This window comes from Nonomuraea sp. NPDC049758 (assembly GCF_040674635.1).
Taxonomy (GTDB): Bacteria; Actinomycetota; Actinomycetes; order Streptosporangiales; family Streptosporangiaceae; genus Nonomuraea.
This window is the reverse complement of the sequence record NZ_JBFAMZ010000017.1, coordinates 164,889-182,937: the sequence shown is the minus strand read 5'-3', so window position 1 is coordinate 182,937 and position 18,049 is coordinate 164,889. Positions and strand designations below refer to the sequence as shown.

17 protein-coding genes are annotated in these 18,049 nt (G+C 72.2%); 9 read left to right on the top strand and 8 right to left on the bottom strand.

The genetic code is table 11. From position 1 onward, the window contains the following. Positions 1-171 precede the first annotated feature (171 nt). Together AB0J46_RS36665 and AB0J46_RS36660 are read right to left on the bottom strand one after the other, a co-directional pair. Positions 172-567, bottom strand: coding sequence for an STAS domain-containing protein (locus AB0J46_RS36665; RefSeq protein ID WP_364338723.1), 396 nt, complete (start codon positions 565-567; stop codon positions 172-174). Beyond that, entirely contained in the window at positions 567-950 is a 384-nt protein-coding gene (locus AB0J46_RS36660; protein WP_364338721.1) for an STAS domain-containing protein, read from the bottom strand. The genes AB0J46_RS36665 and AB0J46_RS36660 overlap by 1 nt, the downstream gene beginning before the upstream one ends. 228 nt (positions 951-1,178) lie before the next feature. Here AB0J46_RS36660 and AB0J46_RS36655 point away from each other — a divergent pair, with 228 nt between their 5' ends. The 3 genes from AB0J46_RS36655 to AB0J46_RS36645 are packed head-to-tail and all read left to right on the top strand — an operon-like array spanning position 1,179 to position 2,294. Beyond that, positions 1,179-1,538 (top strand): helix-turn-helix domain-containing protein, encoded by a 360-nt coding sequence (locus AB0J46_RS36655; protein ID WP_364338719.1) that lies wholly within the window; start codon positions 1,179-1,181, stop codon positions 1,536-1,538. 9 nt (positions 1,539-1,547) lie between these two features. Beyond that, complete coding sequence (locus AB0J46_RS36650; protein ID WP_358299460.1) at positions 1,548-2,120, top strand: dienelactone hydrolase family protein; 573 nt, start codon at positions 1,548-1,550, stop codon at positions 2,118-2,120. A 51-nt stretch (positions 2,121-2,171) separates the two neighbouring features. After that, positions 2,172-2,294 carry a hypothetical protein gene (locus AB0J46_RS36645; RefSeq protein ID WP_364338717.1) on the top strand — a complete coding sequence of 41 codons (123 nt, stop codon included), beginning with the start codon at positions 2,172-2,174 and terminating at the stop codon, positions 2,292-2,294. 18 nt (positions 2,295-2,312) lie between these two features. On the opposite strand, the gene AB0J46_RS36640 is transcribed toward AB0J46_RS36645, so the two are convergent. Further along, complete coding sequence (locus AB0J46_RS36640) at positions 2,313-2,798, bottom strand: DUF4232 domain-containing protein (protein WP_364338715.1); 486 nt, start codon at positions 2,796-2,798, stop codon at positions 2,313-2,315. 213 nt (positions 2,799-3,011) lie between these two features. Next, the gene (locus AB0J46_RS36635; protein ID WP_364338713.1) at positions 3,012-6,017 is read right to left on the bottom strand and encodes a M4 family metallopeptidase; all 3,006 of its coding nucleotides are present in this window, start codon (positions 6,015-6,017) and stop codon (positions 3,012-3,014) included. A gap of 232 nt (positions 6,018-6,249) precedes the next feature. On the opposite strand from AB0J46_RS36635, the gene AB0J46_RS36630 reads away from it, so the two are divergent. Both AB0J46_RS36630 and AB0J46_RS36625 read left to right on the top strand, forming a co-directional pair. Further along, a complete protein-coding gene (locus AB0J46_RS36630) occupies positions 6,250-6,453 on the top strand; it encodes a hypothetical protein (protein WP_364338711.1) in 204 nt (67 codons plus the stop codon). Beyond that, positions 6,450-8,660 (top strand): hypothetical protein, encoded by a 2,211-nt coding sequence (locus tag AB0J46_RS36625; RefSeq protein WP_364338709.1) that lies wholly within the window; start codon positions 6,450-6,452, stop codon positions 8,658-8,660. Before AB0J46_RS36630 ends, AB0J46_RS36625 begins: the two co-directional genes overlap by 4 nt. A 15-nt stretch (positions 8,661-8,675) precedes the next feature. Here the strand turns inward: AB0J46_RS36625 and AB0J46_RS36620 are convergent, their stop codons facing one another. The 4 genes from AB0J46_RS36620 to AB0J46_RS36605 all read right to left on the bottom strand — a co-directional run bounded on the left by AB0J46_RS36620 (position 8,676) and on the right by AB0J46_RS36605 (position 14,350). Then, on the bottom strand, positions 8,676-10,091 hold the full coding sequence (locus AB0J46_RS36620) for an amino acid permease (RefSeq protein ID WP_364338707.1): 1,416 nt from the start codon (positions 10,089-10,091) through the stop codon (positions 8,676-8,678). Positions 10,092-10,182: 91 nt separating this feature from the next. Then, positions 10,183-13,551 carry a PDZ domain-containing protein gene (locus AB0J46_RS36615; protein ID WP_364338705.1) on the bottom strand — a complete coding sequence of 1,123 codons (3,369 nt, stop codon included), beginning with the start codon at positions 13,549-13,551 and terminating at the stop codon, positions 10,183-10,185. 43 nt (positions 13,552-13,594) lie between these two features. Next, entirely contained in the window at positions 13,595-13,867 is a 273-nt protein-coding gene (locus AB0J46_RS36610) for a hypothetical protein (RefSeq protein ID WP_364338703.1), read from the bottom strand. A 57-nt stretch (positions 13,868-13,924) separates the two neighbouring features. Next, positions 13,925-14,350, bottom strand: coding sequence for a hypothetical protein (locus tag AB0J46_RS36605; RefSeq protein WP_364338701.1), 426 nt, complete (start codon positions 14,348-14,350; stop codon positions 13,925-13,927). A gap of 159 nt (positions 14,351-14,509) precedes the next feature. Between AB0J46_RS36605 and AB0J46_RS36600 the strand changes: the two genes are divergently transcribed. Genes AB0J46_RS36600 through AB0J46_RS36585 form a run of 4 tightly spaced genes read left to right on the top strand, consistent with a single transcriptional unit; the run spans position 14,510 to position 18,045 of the window. Continuing rightward, positions 14,510-15,172, top strand: a complete 663-nt coding sequence (locus AB0J46_RS36600; RefSeq protein ID WP_364338699.1) for a DUF998 domain-containing protein — start codon at positions 14,510-14,512, stop codon at positions 15,170-15,172. Positions 15,173-15,212: 40 nt separating this feature from the next. Further along, entirely contained in the window at positions 15,213-15,584 is a 372-nt protein-coding gene (locus AB0J46_RS36595) for a YciI family protein (protein ID WP_364338696.1), read from the top strand. After that, entirely contained in the window at positions 15,581-16,924 is a 1,344-nt protein-coding gene (locus AB0J46_RS36590) for a DUF6596 domain-containing protein (RefSeq protein ID WP_364338694.1), read from the top strand. Before AB0J46_RS36595 ends, AB0J46_RS36590 begins: the two co-directional genes overlap by 4 nt. Continuing rightward, a complete protein-coding gene (locus AB0J46_RS36585; RefSeq protein WP_364338692.1) occupies positions 16,921-18,045 on the top strand; it encodes a winged helix DNA-binding domain-containing protein in 1,125 nt (374 codons plus the stop codon). Before AB0J46_RS36590 ends, AB0J46_RS36585 begins: the two co-directional genes overlap by 4 nt. Positions 18,046-18,049 lie beyond the last annotated feature (4 nt).

The window sequence follows — 18,049 nt, the reverse complement described above, 5'->3', positions numbered from 1 at the left end:
GCACTCATGCGCATGAACGAAGCCGCCGTCCACCTGGAGGGGAGGTCACGGCCGGCTGGGTCTGGACACCGCGTGCACTTCCTGCTAGCGACGGCGAATGTCGTCGAACAGGTGGTGGGGCAGCACCCGGTCGTCGGCGGCCGTCGATGACGACCGGCGGCCGCGCGACGGTCAGACGGCCTCGGAAGGCTCGGCGGGCTCGTCCGGCTCGCCGGGCCGGGCGTCCCGGAGCGCCTCCACCGCGGTGACGGCCTGGGAGACGCGGTCGTGGATCGTCACGAGCTCGACGGTGCCGGTGATCTCCAGCAGCCGGGCCACCGTGGGCTGGAGACCGGCCAGGTGCACGTCGACGCCGTGCGCGCGGGCCAGCGTGGCGGCGGCGAGCAGGACGGACAGGCCGGAGCTGTCGAGGAACGTCAGCCGGTGCGCGTCGATGATCAGGTGCTCGTCCAGGCTGCGGCGCACCTGGTCGAGGTAGGTCTCCAGGTGGCCGGAGGCGGTGGCGTCGACCTCGCCGGCCACCGTGATCACGGTGATCCCCGGCAGGTAGCTGCTGGCCAGGTGCATCACAACCGCTCCACGTCATCCGGCAGCCGATCGAGCAGGGCGTCCGCGGCCGCGCCGACGGCCTCCTCCACGCAGGCGTGGATGTGCAGCGTGTCCCACACCCCGGTGATCTGCAGGATGCGGGCCGGGATGTCCCGCACGGCGGCCAGGCGCAGGCTCCCGCCCGCGTCGTGGACGTCGTCGTGCGCCCGCAGCAGCACGTGCAGACCGCTGCTGTCCATGAAGGTCAGCTCGCCCAGGTCGAGGATCAGGGACCGGCCGGGGCGATGGGCGTCGCGGATGGCGGACTCCAGGCGATCGGCGTTGGTGGCGTCGAGCTCACCGGAAACCGTGACCAGCGCGCCGGCCGGAACCGGCCGGCAGCTCATGCTGAGCACGGACATGGCGGCCTGGTGGCGGCGCTCGGCGCGACGGCAAGGTACGTCTGGGATACGGACATCTTTTGTTCCCCAAGTGGGCCTGGCCGGTAGGGGCGACGTCGGGGCCGCCCCACGACCCAAGGCTAGGGGCGAAGAGGGTTGCAGGAAAGAGCTTTCGTCATAAGATCTTCAGGTAAGCATTTTCGTCCGCCCCGCGGATCCGGGACGTCCAGGTAGAAAGCGTCAGAGGCTGTGCCCGACCCTGAAGACCATCCGGCGACGTGGACGTTCCTGACCCATCACGCCCGCGTGCTGGTGGAGATCGCCCGCGACCCCGACGTGCGGCTGCGCGACATCGCCGCCCGCATCGGCGTCACCGAACGCACCGTGCAGAACATCGTCTCTGACCTCTTCCAGGCCGGCTACCTGACCCGCGAGCGGATCGGCCGCCGCAACCGCTACAGCCTCGACCTCGACCGGCAGTTCCGCTACCCGACCGAGGCGGGGCTGCCCGTTCGCCTGCTGATCGACATGTTCACCGCCCACGACCTGCCCGCCGGGGACGGCGGACCCGCCGCCGCCGGGCCGGGCGCACCCGTCCAGGGCCGCTAAGCTGCGCGTATGGCGCGGATTCTCCTCCTGCACTCGATGTACGGCCTGCGGCCCGCCGTCCACCAGGCCGCCGACAGGCTCCGGGGGGCGGGGCACGAGGTGCACGTCCCCGACCTCTACGACGGCCGCGTCGTCGACACGCCCGAGGAGGGCATCGCGATCAAGGAGGAGATCGGCAGCGAGGAACTGCTGAAGCGGGCCATCACGGCGGCGGCCCCGCTGTCCGGCGACGGCCTGGTCTACGCCGGCTTCTCCCTCGGCGCGGCCATCGCCCAGAACCTCGCGCTGGGCGACGAGCGTTCCCAGGGGCTGCTGCTCATGCACGGCACCTCCGACATGGCCGAGGGCGCCGTCGCCGACGACCTGCCGGTGCAGCTGCACGTCGCCGACCCCGACTTCTACGAGCCGGTCGACTGGCTCAACGCCTGGTACCTGCGGATGCGCCGGGCGCGGGCCGACGTCGAGGTCTTCCGCTATCCGGGGGTCGGCCACCTGTTCACCGACCCCGGCCTGCCCGACTACGACGCTCCGGCCGCCGAACGCGCCTGGGCGGTCGCCCTCGACTTCGTCGCCGGGCTCTGACCTCCGCCCCGGCCCGGGTACGACCCCGGCCGCCCCGGGTAGGGGCCGGGGATGAGGTTCGGGAACTGCAACGTGCGACCGCTGGGCGGCTGGCCGGGCTGCCTGGCGATGATCCTCGTCTCGCTGCTGCTGTCGGCCGTGCTCACGGTCGTCGTCAACTGGCTGCTGCGCTGATCGCCCCGCGTTCGGACGTCAGGCCAGCGGGGTGACGTCGAGCCGTCCGCCGTCGCACACCTGGCCGGCGTCGAAGGGCACGTCCAGGTACGAGCGCTCGTCCGGCGGGATGACCAGCAGGCGGGCAGGGCTCGGGCAGGAGGTCTCGTCGCCGGTCTCGATGACCGTCCAGTGCAGTGTGGTGCGGGCGCTGCCGCCCGGTTTGACCGTCACCCGGTGCTTGGGGCCGGCGGTGCGGCGGACGCGGGTGCGCAGGGTGTCGCCCTGCTTGTCGATCATGATCAGGCCGGGGTGGCCGTACAGGGTGCAGGCGGTTCGTGAGCTGTTGGTGAACACCAGCGGCGCGTTCCTGTTGCCCGCGCCGGCGTCGATCGGGCCCAGGCGCGCCTGGAGCTGGGCGGCCGAGCAGCGGCGGACGGGGGCGGACTCGCCGGCCAGCGCCGGCGCCGCCCCGCCCGCCAGGAGCAGCCCGGCCACGAGGGTGGCGGTGGTGAAGCGTCTCATGTGGTGTTTGACGCAGGGAACGCGGTGAAAGTTATGGCCGGACGTCAACTCGTCCGGGAAGCAGCGTCAGGACGACGGCGGAGACGAGGAGGGCGGCGCCGAACCACAGCCCGTGCCGGAGCGTCCGGAAACCAGAGCGGAGGGGGTCCGGTGGGACCCCCTCCGCTCCGGCCCTCAGTCACCCCCCGGGTACGTGGGGCACCGGGCGGACCGTCATCCGATCCGCTGCCACAGAGCCGGTACGACGTCGGGCGTCCAGTCCGGCTGCGAGGTGTGGGCGATCACGCAGCGGTAGCGGACACCCTGGTAGTTGACCTCGTCGCCGGCGTTGTAGGCGTGCCATTCCTGCCAGGTGTCACCGGTGCCGCCACCGTTCACCGTCAGCGAGAACGACGTGCCGTGGCTGGCCGAGCCGTTCGCGTTGAGGGTGATCGTGTACGTCTGCGCCGGCGTGCTCGACGACGTGGTCACCGTCACCGTGGACGACTCGCCCGAGTTGATGGACGACGGGCTGAAGGTCACGGTCGCGCCCGGCGGCACGCCGTCGGCCGCCAGCGTGAGCGGGATCGGCCGGCCGGTGGTGACCTGCGTGCTCAGCGTGGTGGTCGCCGTCGCGCCCGCCGTGACGGTGGCCGACGACGGGTCGGCGGCGACGGTGAAGTCGCCCGCCGGCGTGCCGCCGGTGACCGTGAGCGCGTAGCTCGCCGTCTGCGTCTGGGCCGTGCCGGTGGCCGTCACCGTGATCGGGTACGTGCCGTTCTTCGCCGTCGCGGCCACCGTGAAGGTCAGCCTGGACGACTGGCCCGACTGGATCGTGGCCGGGTCGAAGGCCACGGTGACGCCGTTCGGCAGCTTGGCCGCCGACAGCGTGACCTGCTGGGGCTGTCCGCCGGTCGTCGCCGTGTTCACCGTGGTGGCCACGGTGCCGCCGGCCGTCGCGGTGCCCGCCTCCGGGTCGAGCCGGACGGAGAAAGCGTCCGGGTCACCGGGCCGGGAGACGGTCAGGGTGTAGTTCTGCGTCTGCGTCTGGGCCGTGCCCTGGGCGATCACCTGGACGGTGTACGTCCCGGCCGGCACGGAGGACGCCGTCGCGAGCGTCAGCGCCGACGACTGGCCCGACTGGATGGTGGCCGGGTTGAACTGGGCGGTCACGCCCGCCGGGAGCGTGCCCGTCCTGAGCTGGATCTGCTGGGCGTTGCCGCTCGTGGTCGTGGTGGTCAGCGTCGAGGCGGTGCTGCCGCCCGCGTCCACGGACCCCGACGTGGGGCTCAGCGCCAGCGAGAACTGGTCGGGGATCGGCCGGTTGACGGCCAGGGTGTAGTTCTGCGTCTGCGTCTGGGCCGTGCCCTGCGCGGTCACCTGGACGGTGTACGTCCCGGGGGCCGCGTTCGCCGCCACGTTGAGGGTCAGCGTGGACGACTGGCCCGACTGGATGGTGGCCGGGTTGAACTGGGCGGTCACGCCCGCCGGCAGGGTGCCCGTCCTGAGCTGGATCTGCTGGGCGTTGCCGCCGGTCGTCACCGTGCTCAGGGTCGTGGCGGCCGAGCCCCCCGGGTCGGCCGCGCCGGAGCCGGGGCTGACCTGCAGCGAGAAGGTGTCCGGGTTGGCCACGCAGGTCGGGTCGCTGGTGCCCCGGACGCTCACGGCGTCCCAGGCCGACTTGACCGCGTTGAACTCCACGCAGCTGTTCGGGAACAGCGCCTTGGCGGCGTTGAGCGAGGCCACCCGCGCCTTGGCGTGGGTCCACGGCTGCGTCTTGGCCTGCAGCGTGCCCATGAAGATCTTGCCGGCCTTCTGGATGCCGATGCCGGTCACCGAGGACGGTCCGCCGGAGCAGATCGGGCTGGAGGGCTTGCCGCCGCCGGGGTTGTTGCCCTCGGCCAGCAGGTAGAACCAGTGGTTCTGGGGCCCGGCCGCCGCGTGCACCTCGGTGGTGGGGATCGCGGTGCTGTAGCAGTTGGGGTCGCCGACCTGGGACGGGTTGTACATGTACCGGATCGGGCCGTTCCCGACGAGGTTGACCTCTTCGCCCACCTGGTAGTCCGGCGGGTCGTTCGGGTTGTTGGCGTAGGCCTCGGTCAGCGCGCCGAAGATGTCGCCCGTGGACTCGTTCAGGCCGCCGACCTCGTTGTTGCCGTTGTCGCCGCCGGGGGTGTTGGTGAAGACGGAGTGGCCGAACTCGTGGCCGACGACGTCCATCGGGGTGGCCTGCTGGTTGCCGGCCTGGTTGTGGCCGAAGGTGGTGTACGAGCCGTTCCAGAACGCGTTGACGTCGTTCAGCCCGACCCGGATGGGGAACGAGCGGCCCGTCCCGCTGTGGCCGTTGCGGCCCAGCCAGTCGCGCAGCATGTTCCATTCCATCTGGGCGGCGTACAGCGCGTCCACGCAGGCCGTCTCCAGGTCGGTGCCCGAGCCGTTGCCCCACGAGTCGCTGCTCTTGGTGTAGGCCGACCCGTTCTGGCCGCCGCACTGGAGGCCCGGCCTGGTGGTGTCCACCATCCGGTACGAGCCGGCGGAGCCGCTGGTGTCGATCGTCACCGTGCCGTCGTAGAAGCCGCGGCCGGTGCCCTCGTGCACCTTGTCGAACTTGTCGATCAGCGAGCCGGAGCGCGCGTCCACGAACACGTCGAGGATGCTGGGCCTGCCGGTGGACGTCCACCCGGTGACCTGGACCCGCCAGGCCAGCTTGGGGGTGGCGCCGGTGGCGTGCACGACCAGCTTCGCCGTGGTCACCTCGTCCACCTGCGGCAGGAGGTCTCTGGCGGTGGCCGCCGCCTGCCTGGCCGGGACCGAGGGCTCGGTGCCGACCTTGATCTTCGCGGTCTGGCCGGTGACCACCTGCTGGATCACCTGGCCGGCCCGGTCGGTGCCCACGACGACCTCGCCGCCGTAGACGGGCAGGCCCTTGTACGTGCGTTCGTAGGTCAGATATTGCAGGCCGTAGGTTCCGGCGACGTTGGACGAGAGAGTGAAGGCGTCGCCGGAGCCCTTGTGCAGGCGTTCGGCTCCGGCGGCGAGTGCCGCGTCGGCGTTCACTTTCGCGCGGTCGCGCGATTCGGCGTCCGCCGGCGCGAACGCCGGAGGGTCGGTCCTGGCGACGGTGGTCGCCGCGGTGGATAAGTGCGCCTTCGAGGTGGCGCCGGCGGCGCCTGTCATCGAGGCGGTAAGGGCCGCCGCCGCCAATACGGCGATCGTGCCCGACTTGAACGTGCTGTTCACTCTGGGTGACTCCTCTCACATGTCCCCGGGGGTGTGGGGATCGAAGGAGCCCTTTGGCTGGGGCTTGATTAAAGTTGTCACCCAGGGTGGTCAGGCGAACAGCTCACAAATTTCCATAACGCCACGGTATGCCGGGGGCACCGGCAGATCCGGCTCCGCAAATCCTTGATCTTCAGCAAATGGACGCTGATATCCTCCGAAAAAGGGCGGGCTCGAAGGGCGGGGACCACACGTGCGGCACGCACCGGAGCAGGCAGACCGGATCCGCGCCTGGGAGCGCGTCGTGCTCGACGCGCCCGACCTGGAGACCGAGCCACCGCGCCCGGGGCCCGAGCCGACACCCGGCGCGGGCGTGCGGTCGCGCCCGGGGTTGCGGACGGCGCGGTCGCGCCCGGGGTCCGAGCCGGCCCTGTGGCCGAGGGACGCGGCCCGATGAGCGACTCGGGCCTCGGCGACGCGGGCACCGGCCCGACGAGCGGCCCCGCGAGCGGCACCGACCGGGCGGACCTCGTCCTCGGACGGCGTCTCGGGCAGGGCGGCCGGGGCACGGTCCACGAGGTGCCCGGCCGCCGGATCAACGGCCAGTTCGAGGTCGTCTACAAGGAGTACGACCCCGCCGTCCTGCCGGGCCTCGACTCGGGCGTCCTCACCGAGATGGCCGGGCTGATCGGTCGGCTACCCGGATGGGACGCGGCCTGGTTGTGCGACAAGGCCGCCTGGCCCGCCGAGATCGTCATGTCCGGCGGCGCGGTCCGTGGCTTCCTCATGCGGTCGGCGCCCCACCGGTTCTCCTTCGACCTGCGAACGCCGTCAGGAACCGAGCGCCGCCCGGCCACGATGGAGCTCCTGCTCGACGACGACGCCCACGACCCTGCCCATGACCCTGCCCACGTCGGCACCGACGACCCCGCCCACGCCGGCGCCCATGGCGGTGCTCACGGCGGTGCCCGTGGCGGCGGCATCGGTCGGCGGGTCGGCGATCGCGACCGTCTGCTGCTGCTGGCCGACCTGGCCGACACGCTCGCTCGCCTGCACGCGATGGACATCGTCGTCGGCGGCCTGTCGCCCGAGCACCTGCTGTTCGCCACGGAGGGCTCCCCGGAGTGCTTCCTGATCGGCTGCGACGCGATGCGGCTCGCCGGGGCGGCGGCGTTACCCCAGGTGGAGACGTCGGGGTGGGAGATCCCCGCCGACGAGCCCGAGGGCACGCCGCAGAGCGACGCCTACAGGTTCGCGCTGCTGGCCGTACGGCTCCTGGCCCGCGACCGGACCCCCACGGATCCCGGACGGCTGGCCGCGGTCGCCCCCGCGGCGGCCGACCTCGCGGCGGCGGCGCTCCACGGGCCTGCGGACGAGCGGCCGCGTCCGGAGTGGTGGGCGCAGGAACTGCGGCAGGCCGCCTCGTCGGCCACGCCCGCACCCACCCACGCACCGCCCCCACCACCCCAGCTCCTGCCACCACCTCCGCCGTCACCTTCGCTGGCGTCATCGCCATCACCCCCGCCGCCGTCACCTTCCCTGCTGTCACCGGCACCGCCGCAGGGGCCCCCGCTCCTGCCGCTGCCGTCACCCTCACTCCTGTCACCGCCGCCACCGCAGGGGCCGCCGCCACCGCAGGGGCCGCCGCTGCAGGGGCCGCCCTCACCACCGGCATCCTCTGTGCAGCCACCGGCACCTTCACTGCAGCCACCGGCACCATCGCAGGGGCCGCCGCTGCTGCCGCCGTCACCTTCGCTGCCGCCGCAGGGGCCTTCGGGGCCGCCATTTCCCGGGGCCGGGGGGCCGCCGCCGTCCGGCGGCGGGCTCAGTACGGGGATGAAGGTCGGTCTGGGGGCCGGTGTCGGAGTGGTCGGTGTGGTGCTCGCCGTGGCGGCCGCGGTGTTCGTGGTCTCGGTGGTGAAGGATCTCGGCCCCGAGCGCGGGGACAGCAGGCTGACCGCGGCGTCCTCCGGCTCGCCGGACGCGGTCGTCCCCACACCGTCGCCGTCCTCGGCCACCCCGTGGCCCAGCGAACAGCCCACCGAGACGCCTACTGAGACGCCCACCGAGACGCCCACGCTCGAACCGCCCACCGAGGAGCCGTTCGACCCGGGTGACCTCGACCGCCAGGACACCGACCCGATCCCGCTCACGCCGAGCGCCCTGCTTCCCAGCTCCTTCACTACGGCCAAGGGCGTGCGCTACACCCTCCGGTCGAGCGGCGTGGACAAGTGCCCGGACGCCTACCACGCGGCCAACGTCCGCTCGGTCCTGCGCAAGGCGCGCTGCTCCAAGATGGTCAAGGGCTCGTACGTGAACCCGGGAGCCCCCGGGAACAAGCGCATCATGGTCTCGGTGTGGGTCGTGCCGCTGAAGAACGACGGGCGGGCCGACACCGCGTACGCGCGCCTCGACGACGCCTACGCCGACGCCTGGGGGATCGTCTGCCCCAGGAAGGGCCCCGGCTCCGGGCTGTGCCACTCGACGAGCTGGAGCAGGGCCCAGACCTGGGGATGGGTCGGGTACAGCCACCGCTACCTGCTGCACACCATGGCCCTCTACACCAACCGCGCCAACTCCACCAGCACCCGGCCGTGGCTCAAGGACGCCTCCAAGGCCGCGTACAAGGCGATCGGCCCCAAGGTCTACCAGGACACGAACTGACCCCGCCGCCGGACGTCAGTCGCGGCGGTTCAGCGCCGAGTGGCGGCGCCCGTAGGCGAAGTAGATCACCAGCCCGATCAGGAACCACACGACGAACCTGAGCCAGGTCAGCGGCTCCAGGAACGTGATCAGCCAGAGGGAGAAGAGCACCCCGATCGCCGGCACCACCGGCATGCCCGGCATGCGGAAGCCGCGCGGCAGGTCGGGACGCCGGTAGCGGAGCACGATCACCGCCGCGCAGACCACCACGAAGGCCAGCAGGATGCCGATGTTGGTCAGCTCCGCCGCCTCCCTGATCGGCAGGAACCCGGCGATGAGCGCGGAGCCGGCGCCGACGATCCAGGTCACCCTGGACGGCACGTGCCGTACGGGGTGGAGCTTGGCGAACCAGGAGGGCAGCAGCCCGTCCCGGCTCATCGCGAACCAGACGCGGGTGACGCCCAGCATGAACGTGAACATGACGGTCAGGATGCCGACGATGGCGCCGACCGCGATGACGCTGGCCAGCCCGGACAGCCCCACGGAGGCGAACGCCGAGGAGAAGCCGCTCTCGGGGTCGATGTCCTGGTAGTTCTGCATGCCGGTGAGCACGAGGCAGGCCAGCACGTACAGGACCATCGAGATGGCCAGGGAGTAGAGGATGGCCTTGGGCATGTGCCGCTGGGCGTCCTTCGACTCCTCGGCCGCCGTGCTCATGGCGTCGTAGCCGAAGACCGCGAAGAACACGGTGGCCGCGCCGGTCACCGCCCCGCCGAACCCGAAGGGGAAGAACGGCGTGTAGTTGGCGGTCTCGATGTAGAAGAAGCCGACCACGATCACCAGCAGCACCACCGCGACCTTGATCGCGACGACGAACGTCTCGAACCGGGCGGCCGACCGCATCCCGAGGTTGAGCAGGAACGCGATGAACAGGCACAGGATCGCCGCGAACAGGTCCACGACGTGTCCGGGCCCGGTGCCCGGCGCGCCGAGCATCCAGGCGGGCAGGTCGATGCCGAACTGGCCGAGGAGGAAGCCGAAGTAGCCGGAGATGCCGATCGCCACGACCGCGACGATGGCGGTGTACTCCAGCAGCAGGTCCCAGCCGATGAACCAGCCGACGATCTCGCCGAGCACCGCGTAGCCGTACGTGTACGCCGATCCGGCCTTCGGGATCATGCCGGTGAACTCCGCGTAGGAGAACGCGGCGGCGGCGCTGGCGATGCCGGCGATCAGGAAGGAGATCACGACGGCGGGCCCGGCGGTCTGGTTGGCGACGGCGCCGGCCAGCGCGAAGATGCCGGCGCCGATGATGCCGCCCACCCCGATCGCGGTGAGCTGCCAGAGCCCGAGCACGCGGTTGAGCTCGCCCTCGTGCTCGGTGGCGATCTGTTCTACCGGTTTGCGGCGGAATATCCCGGACCCGCCGCCGAAGCCTCGCGCAGACGTCATGGCGGGGTCCTGCCCTGACAGGAAGCCCGCCATGCGCATGACGGCGGAAGTCGGACGAACCGGCTCGAAGGAGCCGGTCCGTCCGCTTTTCCTAGCCGGCGCGTCCCACCGTGACCTGGGCGCGGGCCTCGGTGGCGTTGCCCGCGCGGTCCACCGCCCGGTACGTGATCGTGTAGACCCGGTCCTGGCTGCCGTCCCGCTCGGCACGCAGGGCGAAGGACGTGTCGGCGGTGCCGGTGGCGGCCTCGCGCACGTCGTCCCGGGCATTGCCCTGGGAACTGGTGATCGAGACCAGGGTGACGGTGACGGGCCCGGCGTCGGACGCCTTCAGCGCCACCTCCACCGGCACCAGCCTGCGGTTCGGCGGCCACAGCCGGGCGGGGTCCGGCGTGACGGTCAGGGTGGGGGCCGTCGCGTCGATCCGGACGGTGACCGACTTCGGCTCCTCGACATTGCCGACCTGGTCGGCGCTGCGGAAGGCCAGCACGCTCTCCCCTTCGCGGTCCACCCGGACGGGGGCCGTGTAGGGCTGCCAGGAGCCGTCCCCGAGCCGGTACTCGGTGCGCGCCACGCCGGAGCCCGCGTCGGCGGCGGTCAGGACCACGTCCACGGGCCCGTCCGACCAGCCGGCGGGCACCCCGGACGCGGTCGTCACCGGAGGCTCGCCGTCCTCGTTCGCGGGGGCGGAGTGGATCTTGAAGCCGTCCACGATGAAGTACGAGCCGTCCTTCTTGACGCCCTTGAGCGTGTGCGGGCCGGGCGCCAGCCCGGTCCTGGTGTAGACGACCTTCTGGTACTCGCGGGTCGGGTTGCTGTTGTCGACGGTGGCGTCGAGCTTGCCGTCCAGGTAGAGGTCGACCTTGCCCTCGTCGGAGTTGACCTGGGCGATGTACTCCACGCCGGTGCCGTGGAAGGCCAGCTCGAAGGAGTCGCCGTCGGTCTGGGTGGCGTGCAGGTCGTCGAGGGTCGAGCCGCCGCCGCCGCGCCGGTCGTTCTTCCAGTCCCAGCCCTCGCCGGTGTAGGTGACGCCGGAGACGTTGTCGATGGTCTCCACGCCGTACGCCTTGGTCAGGCTCAGCTCGGTCAGCGCCTGCGCGCGCCAGACCTTCAGCGGCACCGGACGCCCGGCGGGCGTGCGGTTGTAGACCTTCCAGAAGCTGTCGCGGCCGGTGACCTTGGTCCCCGCGATCTCCCTGATCACGTCGCCGGTGCGCAGCCCCTGCCCGTGGGCGTGGGACCCGGCCGGGACGGCGGCCAGGAACAGGCCGTCGTAGTCGGTGAGCCCGACCGAGGACTTCACCTCGTCGCTGTGGACCTCGGTGGCCGTCGCGCCCATGAGCGGCTCGGCCAGGTTGCCGATCGTCATGCCGGTCTCGGGCTCACGCCAAGTGAGCGGCGGCGGCGTGGGCGAGCCGGGCTTGCCGAACCCGGTCATCGGGAACGGCTGGAAGCCCAGCGCGAGGGCGGGAGAGCCGGCCTTGAGCGTGTAGTCGAGCTTGGCCGGGTCGGCGTACGGGCTCGGCCCCTCGAACAGCGGGTCGGCGACCACCGAGCGGGTGTCCAGCCCGCGGGCCCGCCAGGCGGCGGTGATGTCGGCGACCGGCTTGCCGTTGTTCCAGAACAGGTTGTCGTCGTAGACGGTCCCGGAGGTGGACGGGTCGCTCTGGATGAAGTCGTAGGGGTCGTCGGTGACGAAGATGTTCTTCTCGACGACGTCGCCGTTGCTCGCGTAGGAGACGTGGAAGTGGCCGCCGCCGTTGACGAAGATGTTGCCGCGCACGGTCCTGAAGAAGCCCTCGCGCAGCTTCACCCCGCCGTTGAGCAGCAGGTTCCCGGTGACCTCGTAGTTGGAGGAGCCGTCGTCGAGGTCGACGTCCCAGTGGGAGGAGTGCCGGATTCGATTGTGCCGGATCTTCGTCGTCTCCATCGCGTCGAGCTTGGCGTACGCCTTCTTCTGGGCGTCCCCGGCGGTCAGCGGCCAGAAGCGGTCGCGGCCCCAGCTGTTGATCGGCCCGTGGTCGGAGGTCTCCTTCACGCAGTCGAAGATGTCGTTGTCCTCGATGACGTGGCCGCCCCAGGTGCCGTCGTTGATGTCGACGCAGGCGCGCGGGCCGTCGTGCACGGTGTTGCCGGACACCGTCACCCGGCGGCTCATCGAGATCTGCACGCCCGAGCTCTGCTTCTCGAACCGGCCGTTGCGGGTCATGTGGTTGCCGCTGATGGTGATGTCGCGCGGGTAGTCCTCGGTCTTGGGACCCGGCGTGGTGTCGGTGATCGTGCGCCGCATGTCGTCCCAGGTGGACGGCTCGCGGACGGCCGCCGGCGAGCCGATGACCGCGACGTCGCTGGCCCCTGACTCGCGGAACTCGCCGCCGGAGACGACGTTGCCTTCGGCGTACCCGTCCATGAAGACGGCGTTGCCGCCGACCTGGTCGAACCGGGCGTCGCGGATGGCGACCCGCTGGGTGTTGCGCAGGTAGACCGCGCCGGCGCGGACGATGGCCCAGTCGCCGAGCTGCAGTTTCTCGTACGGGCGGCTGAACAGCGTGCGGTGGGTCTGGGTGAAGGTGAACCCGGTGAAGGTGAGGTCGCGCACCGGCGCGGTGGGCGAGTCGCCGACCACCCGCACGAGCTCCTCGCGTTCGGCGGTCTCGACGCGGGCCTTGGCCGGGTCGAGGCCCGCGGGCGGCTGGAGGTAGAGGCGGCCGGCGTCCTTGTCGTAGAACCACTCGCCGGGGGCGTCCAGCTCCTCCAGGACGTTCTCGACCATGCGCTTCTGCGGATGCAGGCCGTCGCCCCGGTTGTTGTCGCCGACCCACTTCAGGATCGGGACGCCGCCGTCGCCGACGCCGGTCACCCTGAAGGAGTTCCCGCCCCATTCGCCCTGGTGCAGTCCGCGGACCAGCGCGGTCGTGGGGTTCTTCCAGCGGGCCACCCGTTCGGGCGAGATCGCGTCGGCGGCGTATCCGTCGAGCACGGGCTCCTTGGGATCGACGTTGGGGTAGCGGGCCAGGACCTGCCGGGTGCCGTCGAGGAAGAGCTCGTCGAAGTCGAGGCCCGCGCCGATGTCGGCCACCAGGGTCGCGCCCTGGTACGGGGTCCAGGAGGGGGTCAGCCGGCGTCCGCCGCTGAGCACGACCTGCTCGCCGGCGGCCGCCTCGTAGACGGCCCCGGAGTCGGCGGGGGTGAAGGTGAGGGGCTCGGCGAGGTGGTAGACGCCGCCGCGGACCCGTACCCGGGGCGGCTCGGGCGCGGCGGGCAGGACCGCGCGCACCGCGCGCTGGGCACGCTCGATCGTGCGGAACGGCGCCGCCTCGGTGCCGGCGGCGCTGTCGTCGCCGTCGGGGGAGACGTGGAAGACGGTGCCGGCCGCCTGGGCGGAGGCGGGGGAGAGAGCGGTCAGTCCGGTCGCGGCGAGAGTCGCCGCGAGGAGCAGCCGCCAGGGCTTGCCATGGCGCACAAGGGCCTCCAGTCGGGGGATGGCCCTCATTGTGGCCAACCCCTCAGACGAAGGCGATCACGCCAAGGTCACGTTTCATCCGACCAATCGGCCCCCAGAAGCTCGCTGTGCGCCAAATATCACGTTTTGTCCGCCATGTGATCGGATCTCTCCGGTCATGCCTGAGCAGGTTGCCGGCGGCGTCCGAGGCGCTGACCGCGCGAGCGCCCGCGACGGCCGACGCCCACCACGTACGCGCGGCCAGGCGCTGCTTCACGGCCTGGGCGCTCAGCCGCTCGTCGCTGCGCGCGGTGCAGGGTTCGGTGACCCGGTCCACCCCGGTGCGGGCCGGTCGGGACGGCTCGCCGCCACCGCGGGTTCCCCCGGCCGGGCGTCAGACGCGTGTCGAGGTGGAGGCGTACCCGCCGCCGCCGGGGTAGACCCACTCGCCGGTGAGCGTGGTGCCGTCGGCGTCGAAGGTGCCCGCGTAGTAGGCCGGGCCGCCCTTGGCTCCGGCCCAGATGGTCAGCCGGTCGCCGTCCAGCTCGTAGACGTAGTCGAAGGTGTTGCCCGCCGAGTCGTAGTAGCGGGACACCACGTCCGCCCCGGTCGGCTCGCCGAACGGACGCAGGTTGCCGATGACCTCGATGCCGGTGACCGGCTCGCCGAACTGGGTGAGCTCGACGTGCTGGACGAGGAAGAACCGTCCGGGCAGCCACTCGTAGCGCACGGTCCCCTCGGCGCCGCCGGTGACCTTCCAGGTGCCGACCAGCCGGTCCCGGGCCTTCAGGTCGGGGCTGGGCTGCTGGGTCTCGATCATGTCGTCCTCCTCTGTGGGTTGTTTCACCGGTACCTCGGAGCCCCCTGCCGGGCTTTGACACGAGATCGCTGTGACGTGAATCACCTTCGACCGGCGTCAAGAAGGCCGGCCCGGGTCCGAGGTACCGAGCGGGAAACCCACCGACAAAGGAGGACGTTCATGACCACAACCACCGCCACCGGCGTCCCCGTCCGCAGGAGCGCCCGGACGTCCGGACGCCTGCTGCTGGCCGGGGCGCTGGCCGGGCCGATCTTCTTCGCCTCGGCCACCACGCAGATGCTCACCCGTGAGGGCTTCGACATCACCCGGCACCCCATCAGCCAGCTGTCCACCGGCGACCTGGGGTGGATCCAGATCCTCACCTTCGTCCTCGCCGGGACGGGGGCGCTGGCGCTGGCCGTCGGCGTCAGGCGCACGCTCACCGAAGGGATCGGGCGGCGGGCGCTGCCGGTCCTGGTGGGCGTCTTCGGCGCGGGGCTGGTGGCGGCCGGGGTCTTCACCATGGACCCCGAGAAGGGCTTCCCGGCGGGGACCCCTGAAGGGCCGGTCGCGCAGATGTCCTGGCACGGCATCGCGCACTCGGCCGCCGCCGCCGTGGCCTTCACCGCGCTGGCCGTCGCGGCCGTCGTGATGAGCGTCCGGTGCGCCCGCCGCCGGCCGGCGCCGCCCGCCGTGCCGGGCGCCGTGCTGAGCGCCGTCGCCGCGCTGGTGCTGCTGGTGCCGATGTCGCCCGACCGCATGAGCGTCCAGATCGCCGTGAACGGCCTGGTCGCCTTCACCTGGACGACCGTCCTCGCGGTGTCGCTGCGGCGCGCCGCCTGAGGCGAACATAGAATCGGCTGCCACGACCAAGGGATTCACCATGAAATACCTGCTCCTCGGCTACACCCCGGCCGCCGCGTGGGACGCCGCCACCGCCGACGTCCCCTCCGAGGAGGCGCTGGCCGCCTTCGCGACCTACCAGAAGCTGGAGCAGGAGCTGATCGCCTCCGGCGAGTTCGTCGGCAGCGAGGGCCTGGGACACCCGGCGGTCAGCACCACCGTCCACCGCGACGGTGACGAGGTGGTCGCCGTCGACGGTCCCTTCGCCGAGCTCAAGGAGGTCCTGGCCAGCTTCGCCGTGATCGACGTGACCGGCAAGGAGCGGGCCGTCGAGATCGCCGCGCGCATCGTCGAGGTGCTCGGCGAACCGATCGAGATCCGCCCGATCATGGGTGCGGACTTCGGGGCGTGAACCGCGAGCTGGAGCACCTGCTGCGCACAGAGGCGCCGCAGGTGCTCGGCGCGCTGGTCCGCCGCTTCGGCCGGTTCGACATCGCCGAGGACGCGGTGCAGGAGGCGCTGCTGACCGCCGGGCGTACCTGGCCGATCGAGGGCGTCCCGGAGAACCCGCGCAGCTGGCTGATCCGCGTCGGATACCGGCGCATGGTGGACCTGCTCCGCTCCGCCCAGGCCCGCCACCGCCGCGAGCTGCGGGCCGGAGTGGCCGACCTGGCCATGCAGGAACCCGGGCGCCTGGCGAACCCCGCGGCCGAGAGCGACGACAGCCTGACCCTGCTGCTGCTGTGCTGCCATCCCGCGCTCGACCCCACCTCCCAGGTGGCGCTCACGCTGCGCGCGGTCGGCGGCCTCACCACCGCCGAGATCGCACACGCCCACGGCACGACCGAGCCCACCATGGGCGCCCGGATCAGCCGCGCCAAACAACGGCTGGCCCGCGCCGGAGCCCGCTTCACACCGCCTGCCGACGCCGACCGCGACAGCCGCATGACCGCCGTGATGCGGGTGCTCTACCTGATCTTCAACGAGGGCTACACCGCCACCGCCGGCGACCGGCTCGCCCGGGTCGACCTGACCCGCGAGGCCATCCGGCTGACCCGCATGCTCCACGCCACGCTCGGCGACGACGCCGAGGTGACCGGCCTGCTGGCGCTGATGCTGCTCACCGAGTCCAGGCGCGCCGCCCGTACGGACGGCGGCGACCTGGTCCCCCTGGACGAGCAGGACCGCACCCGGTGGGACCGCGACCTGATCGACGAGGGCACCGCCCTCATCGACGGCGTCTGGAACCGCGGCCGGACGGGCCCCTACCAGCTCCAGGCCGCGATCGCCGCCGTGCACTCCGCGGCCGCCGCGCCCGACCGGACCGACTGGGCCCAGATCGCCATGCTGTACGTGTGGCTCGAACGGCTCACCCCCACCGCGCCGGTCCAGCTCAGCCGGGTGGTGGCGGTGGCCCACGCCTACGGACCGGCCCGCGGCCTGGCGCTCCTGGACGACCTCAACCGCCGCCACCACCTGGACCGGCACCCGCTCACCAGGCAACGGGAGCACGCGGTCCGCGCCCACCTGCTCCAGATGACCGGCGACACCGCGCGGGCCGCCGCGCTCTACCGCCAGGCCGCCGGCCTGACCGCGAACCAGGTCGAGCAGCGCTATCTGCTCGGCAAGGCCGGCGATCTCAGCTCACCGGCACCGGCACGGACGACACCGTGGGCGGATCGCCGTAGCGGAACGAACCTTTCCGCCTGTCCTTCTACGGTGAAGGTGAACGCACCGAGGAGGAATTCGTGATCGAACTGTCGTGGCCGCAGGTCAGCGCGCGCCGTATGGAGCGGGCGCACCTGGCCGCCCCCGCCGCCGACAAGGGCCAGGCCGCCGTCGTGGCCGCCATGTGCGGGGCGCACGCCCAGGTCATGTCGGCGGCCGAGCTCTCGATCGGCCTGCGGCTCGACGGCGTCACCCGCGCCCACGTACGCGAGGCGTTGTGGGAGGAGGGGAGCCTGGTCAAGACGCACGGGCCGCGCGGAACCGTGCACCTGCTGCCCGCGGGGGACCTGCCCATGTGGCTGGGCGCCCTGTCGTCGCTGCCCGCGGGGCCCGGCGGGGCCGAGGGCATCCGGCTGACGGCGGAGCAGACCGACCAGGTCGTCCAGGCCGTCCGCGACGTGCTGGCCGGGGCCGACATGACGATCGACGAGCTGAGCGACGCGGTCGTCGCGGCCACCGGGCCGTGGGCGGGAGACCTGGTCATGCCCGCGTTCCAGGGCATGTGGCCGCGCTGGCGGCAGGCGATGCACACCGCGGCGCACCGCGGGGCGTTCGTGTTCGGGCCGGTCAGAGGGCGCAAGGTCACCTACCGCGCCGCGCCGGACGCGCCCGTGCCGCCGGACGCTCGGGCCGGCCTGGTCAGGGCCTACCTGACCGCGTACGGGCCGGCCACCCCGGCGCAGTTCGCCCAGTGGGTCGGCGCGACGGTGCGGTGGGCGGCCGAGGCGTTCGCGACGGTGGAGACCGAGGAGGTGTCGTTCGACGGGCGTCCGGCCCGGGTGCTGGCGGGGGACACGGCGGTGCCGGACGGGCCGCCGCGCGGCGTGCGCCTGCTGCCGTACTTCGACGCCTACCTGATCGCGGGCCGGCCGCGCGAGCTGCTCTACCCCGGCCCGGCCTGGCAGCGGGCGTTGTCCGGCGGGCAGGCGGGCACCTTCCCCGTGCTGCTGGTGGACGGCGAGGTGCGCGGGGTCTGGCACCCGCGGCGCTCCGGCAGCCGGATCGACGTCACGGTCGAACTGCTGTCCGCCCTGACCGCCGCCCAGCGCGGCGAGCTCGACGAGCAGGTGGAACGGGTGGGGGAGATCCTGGAGGGCAGGCCGCGCCTGACCCTCGGCCCAGTCACGGTGGGCGCGCACGCCTGAGCTC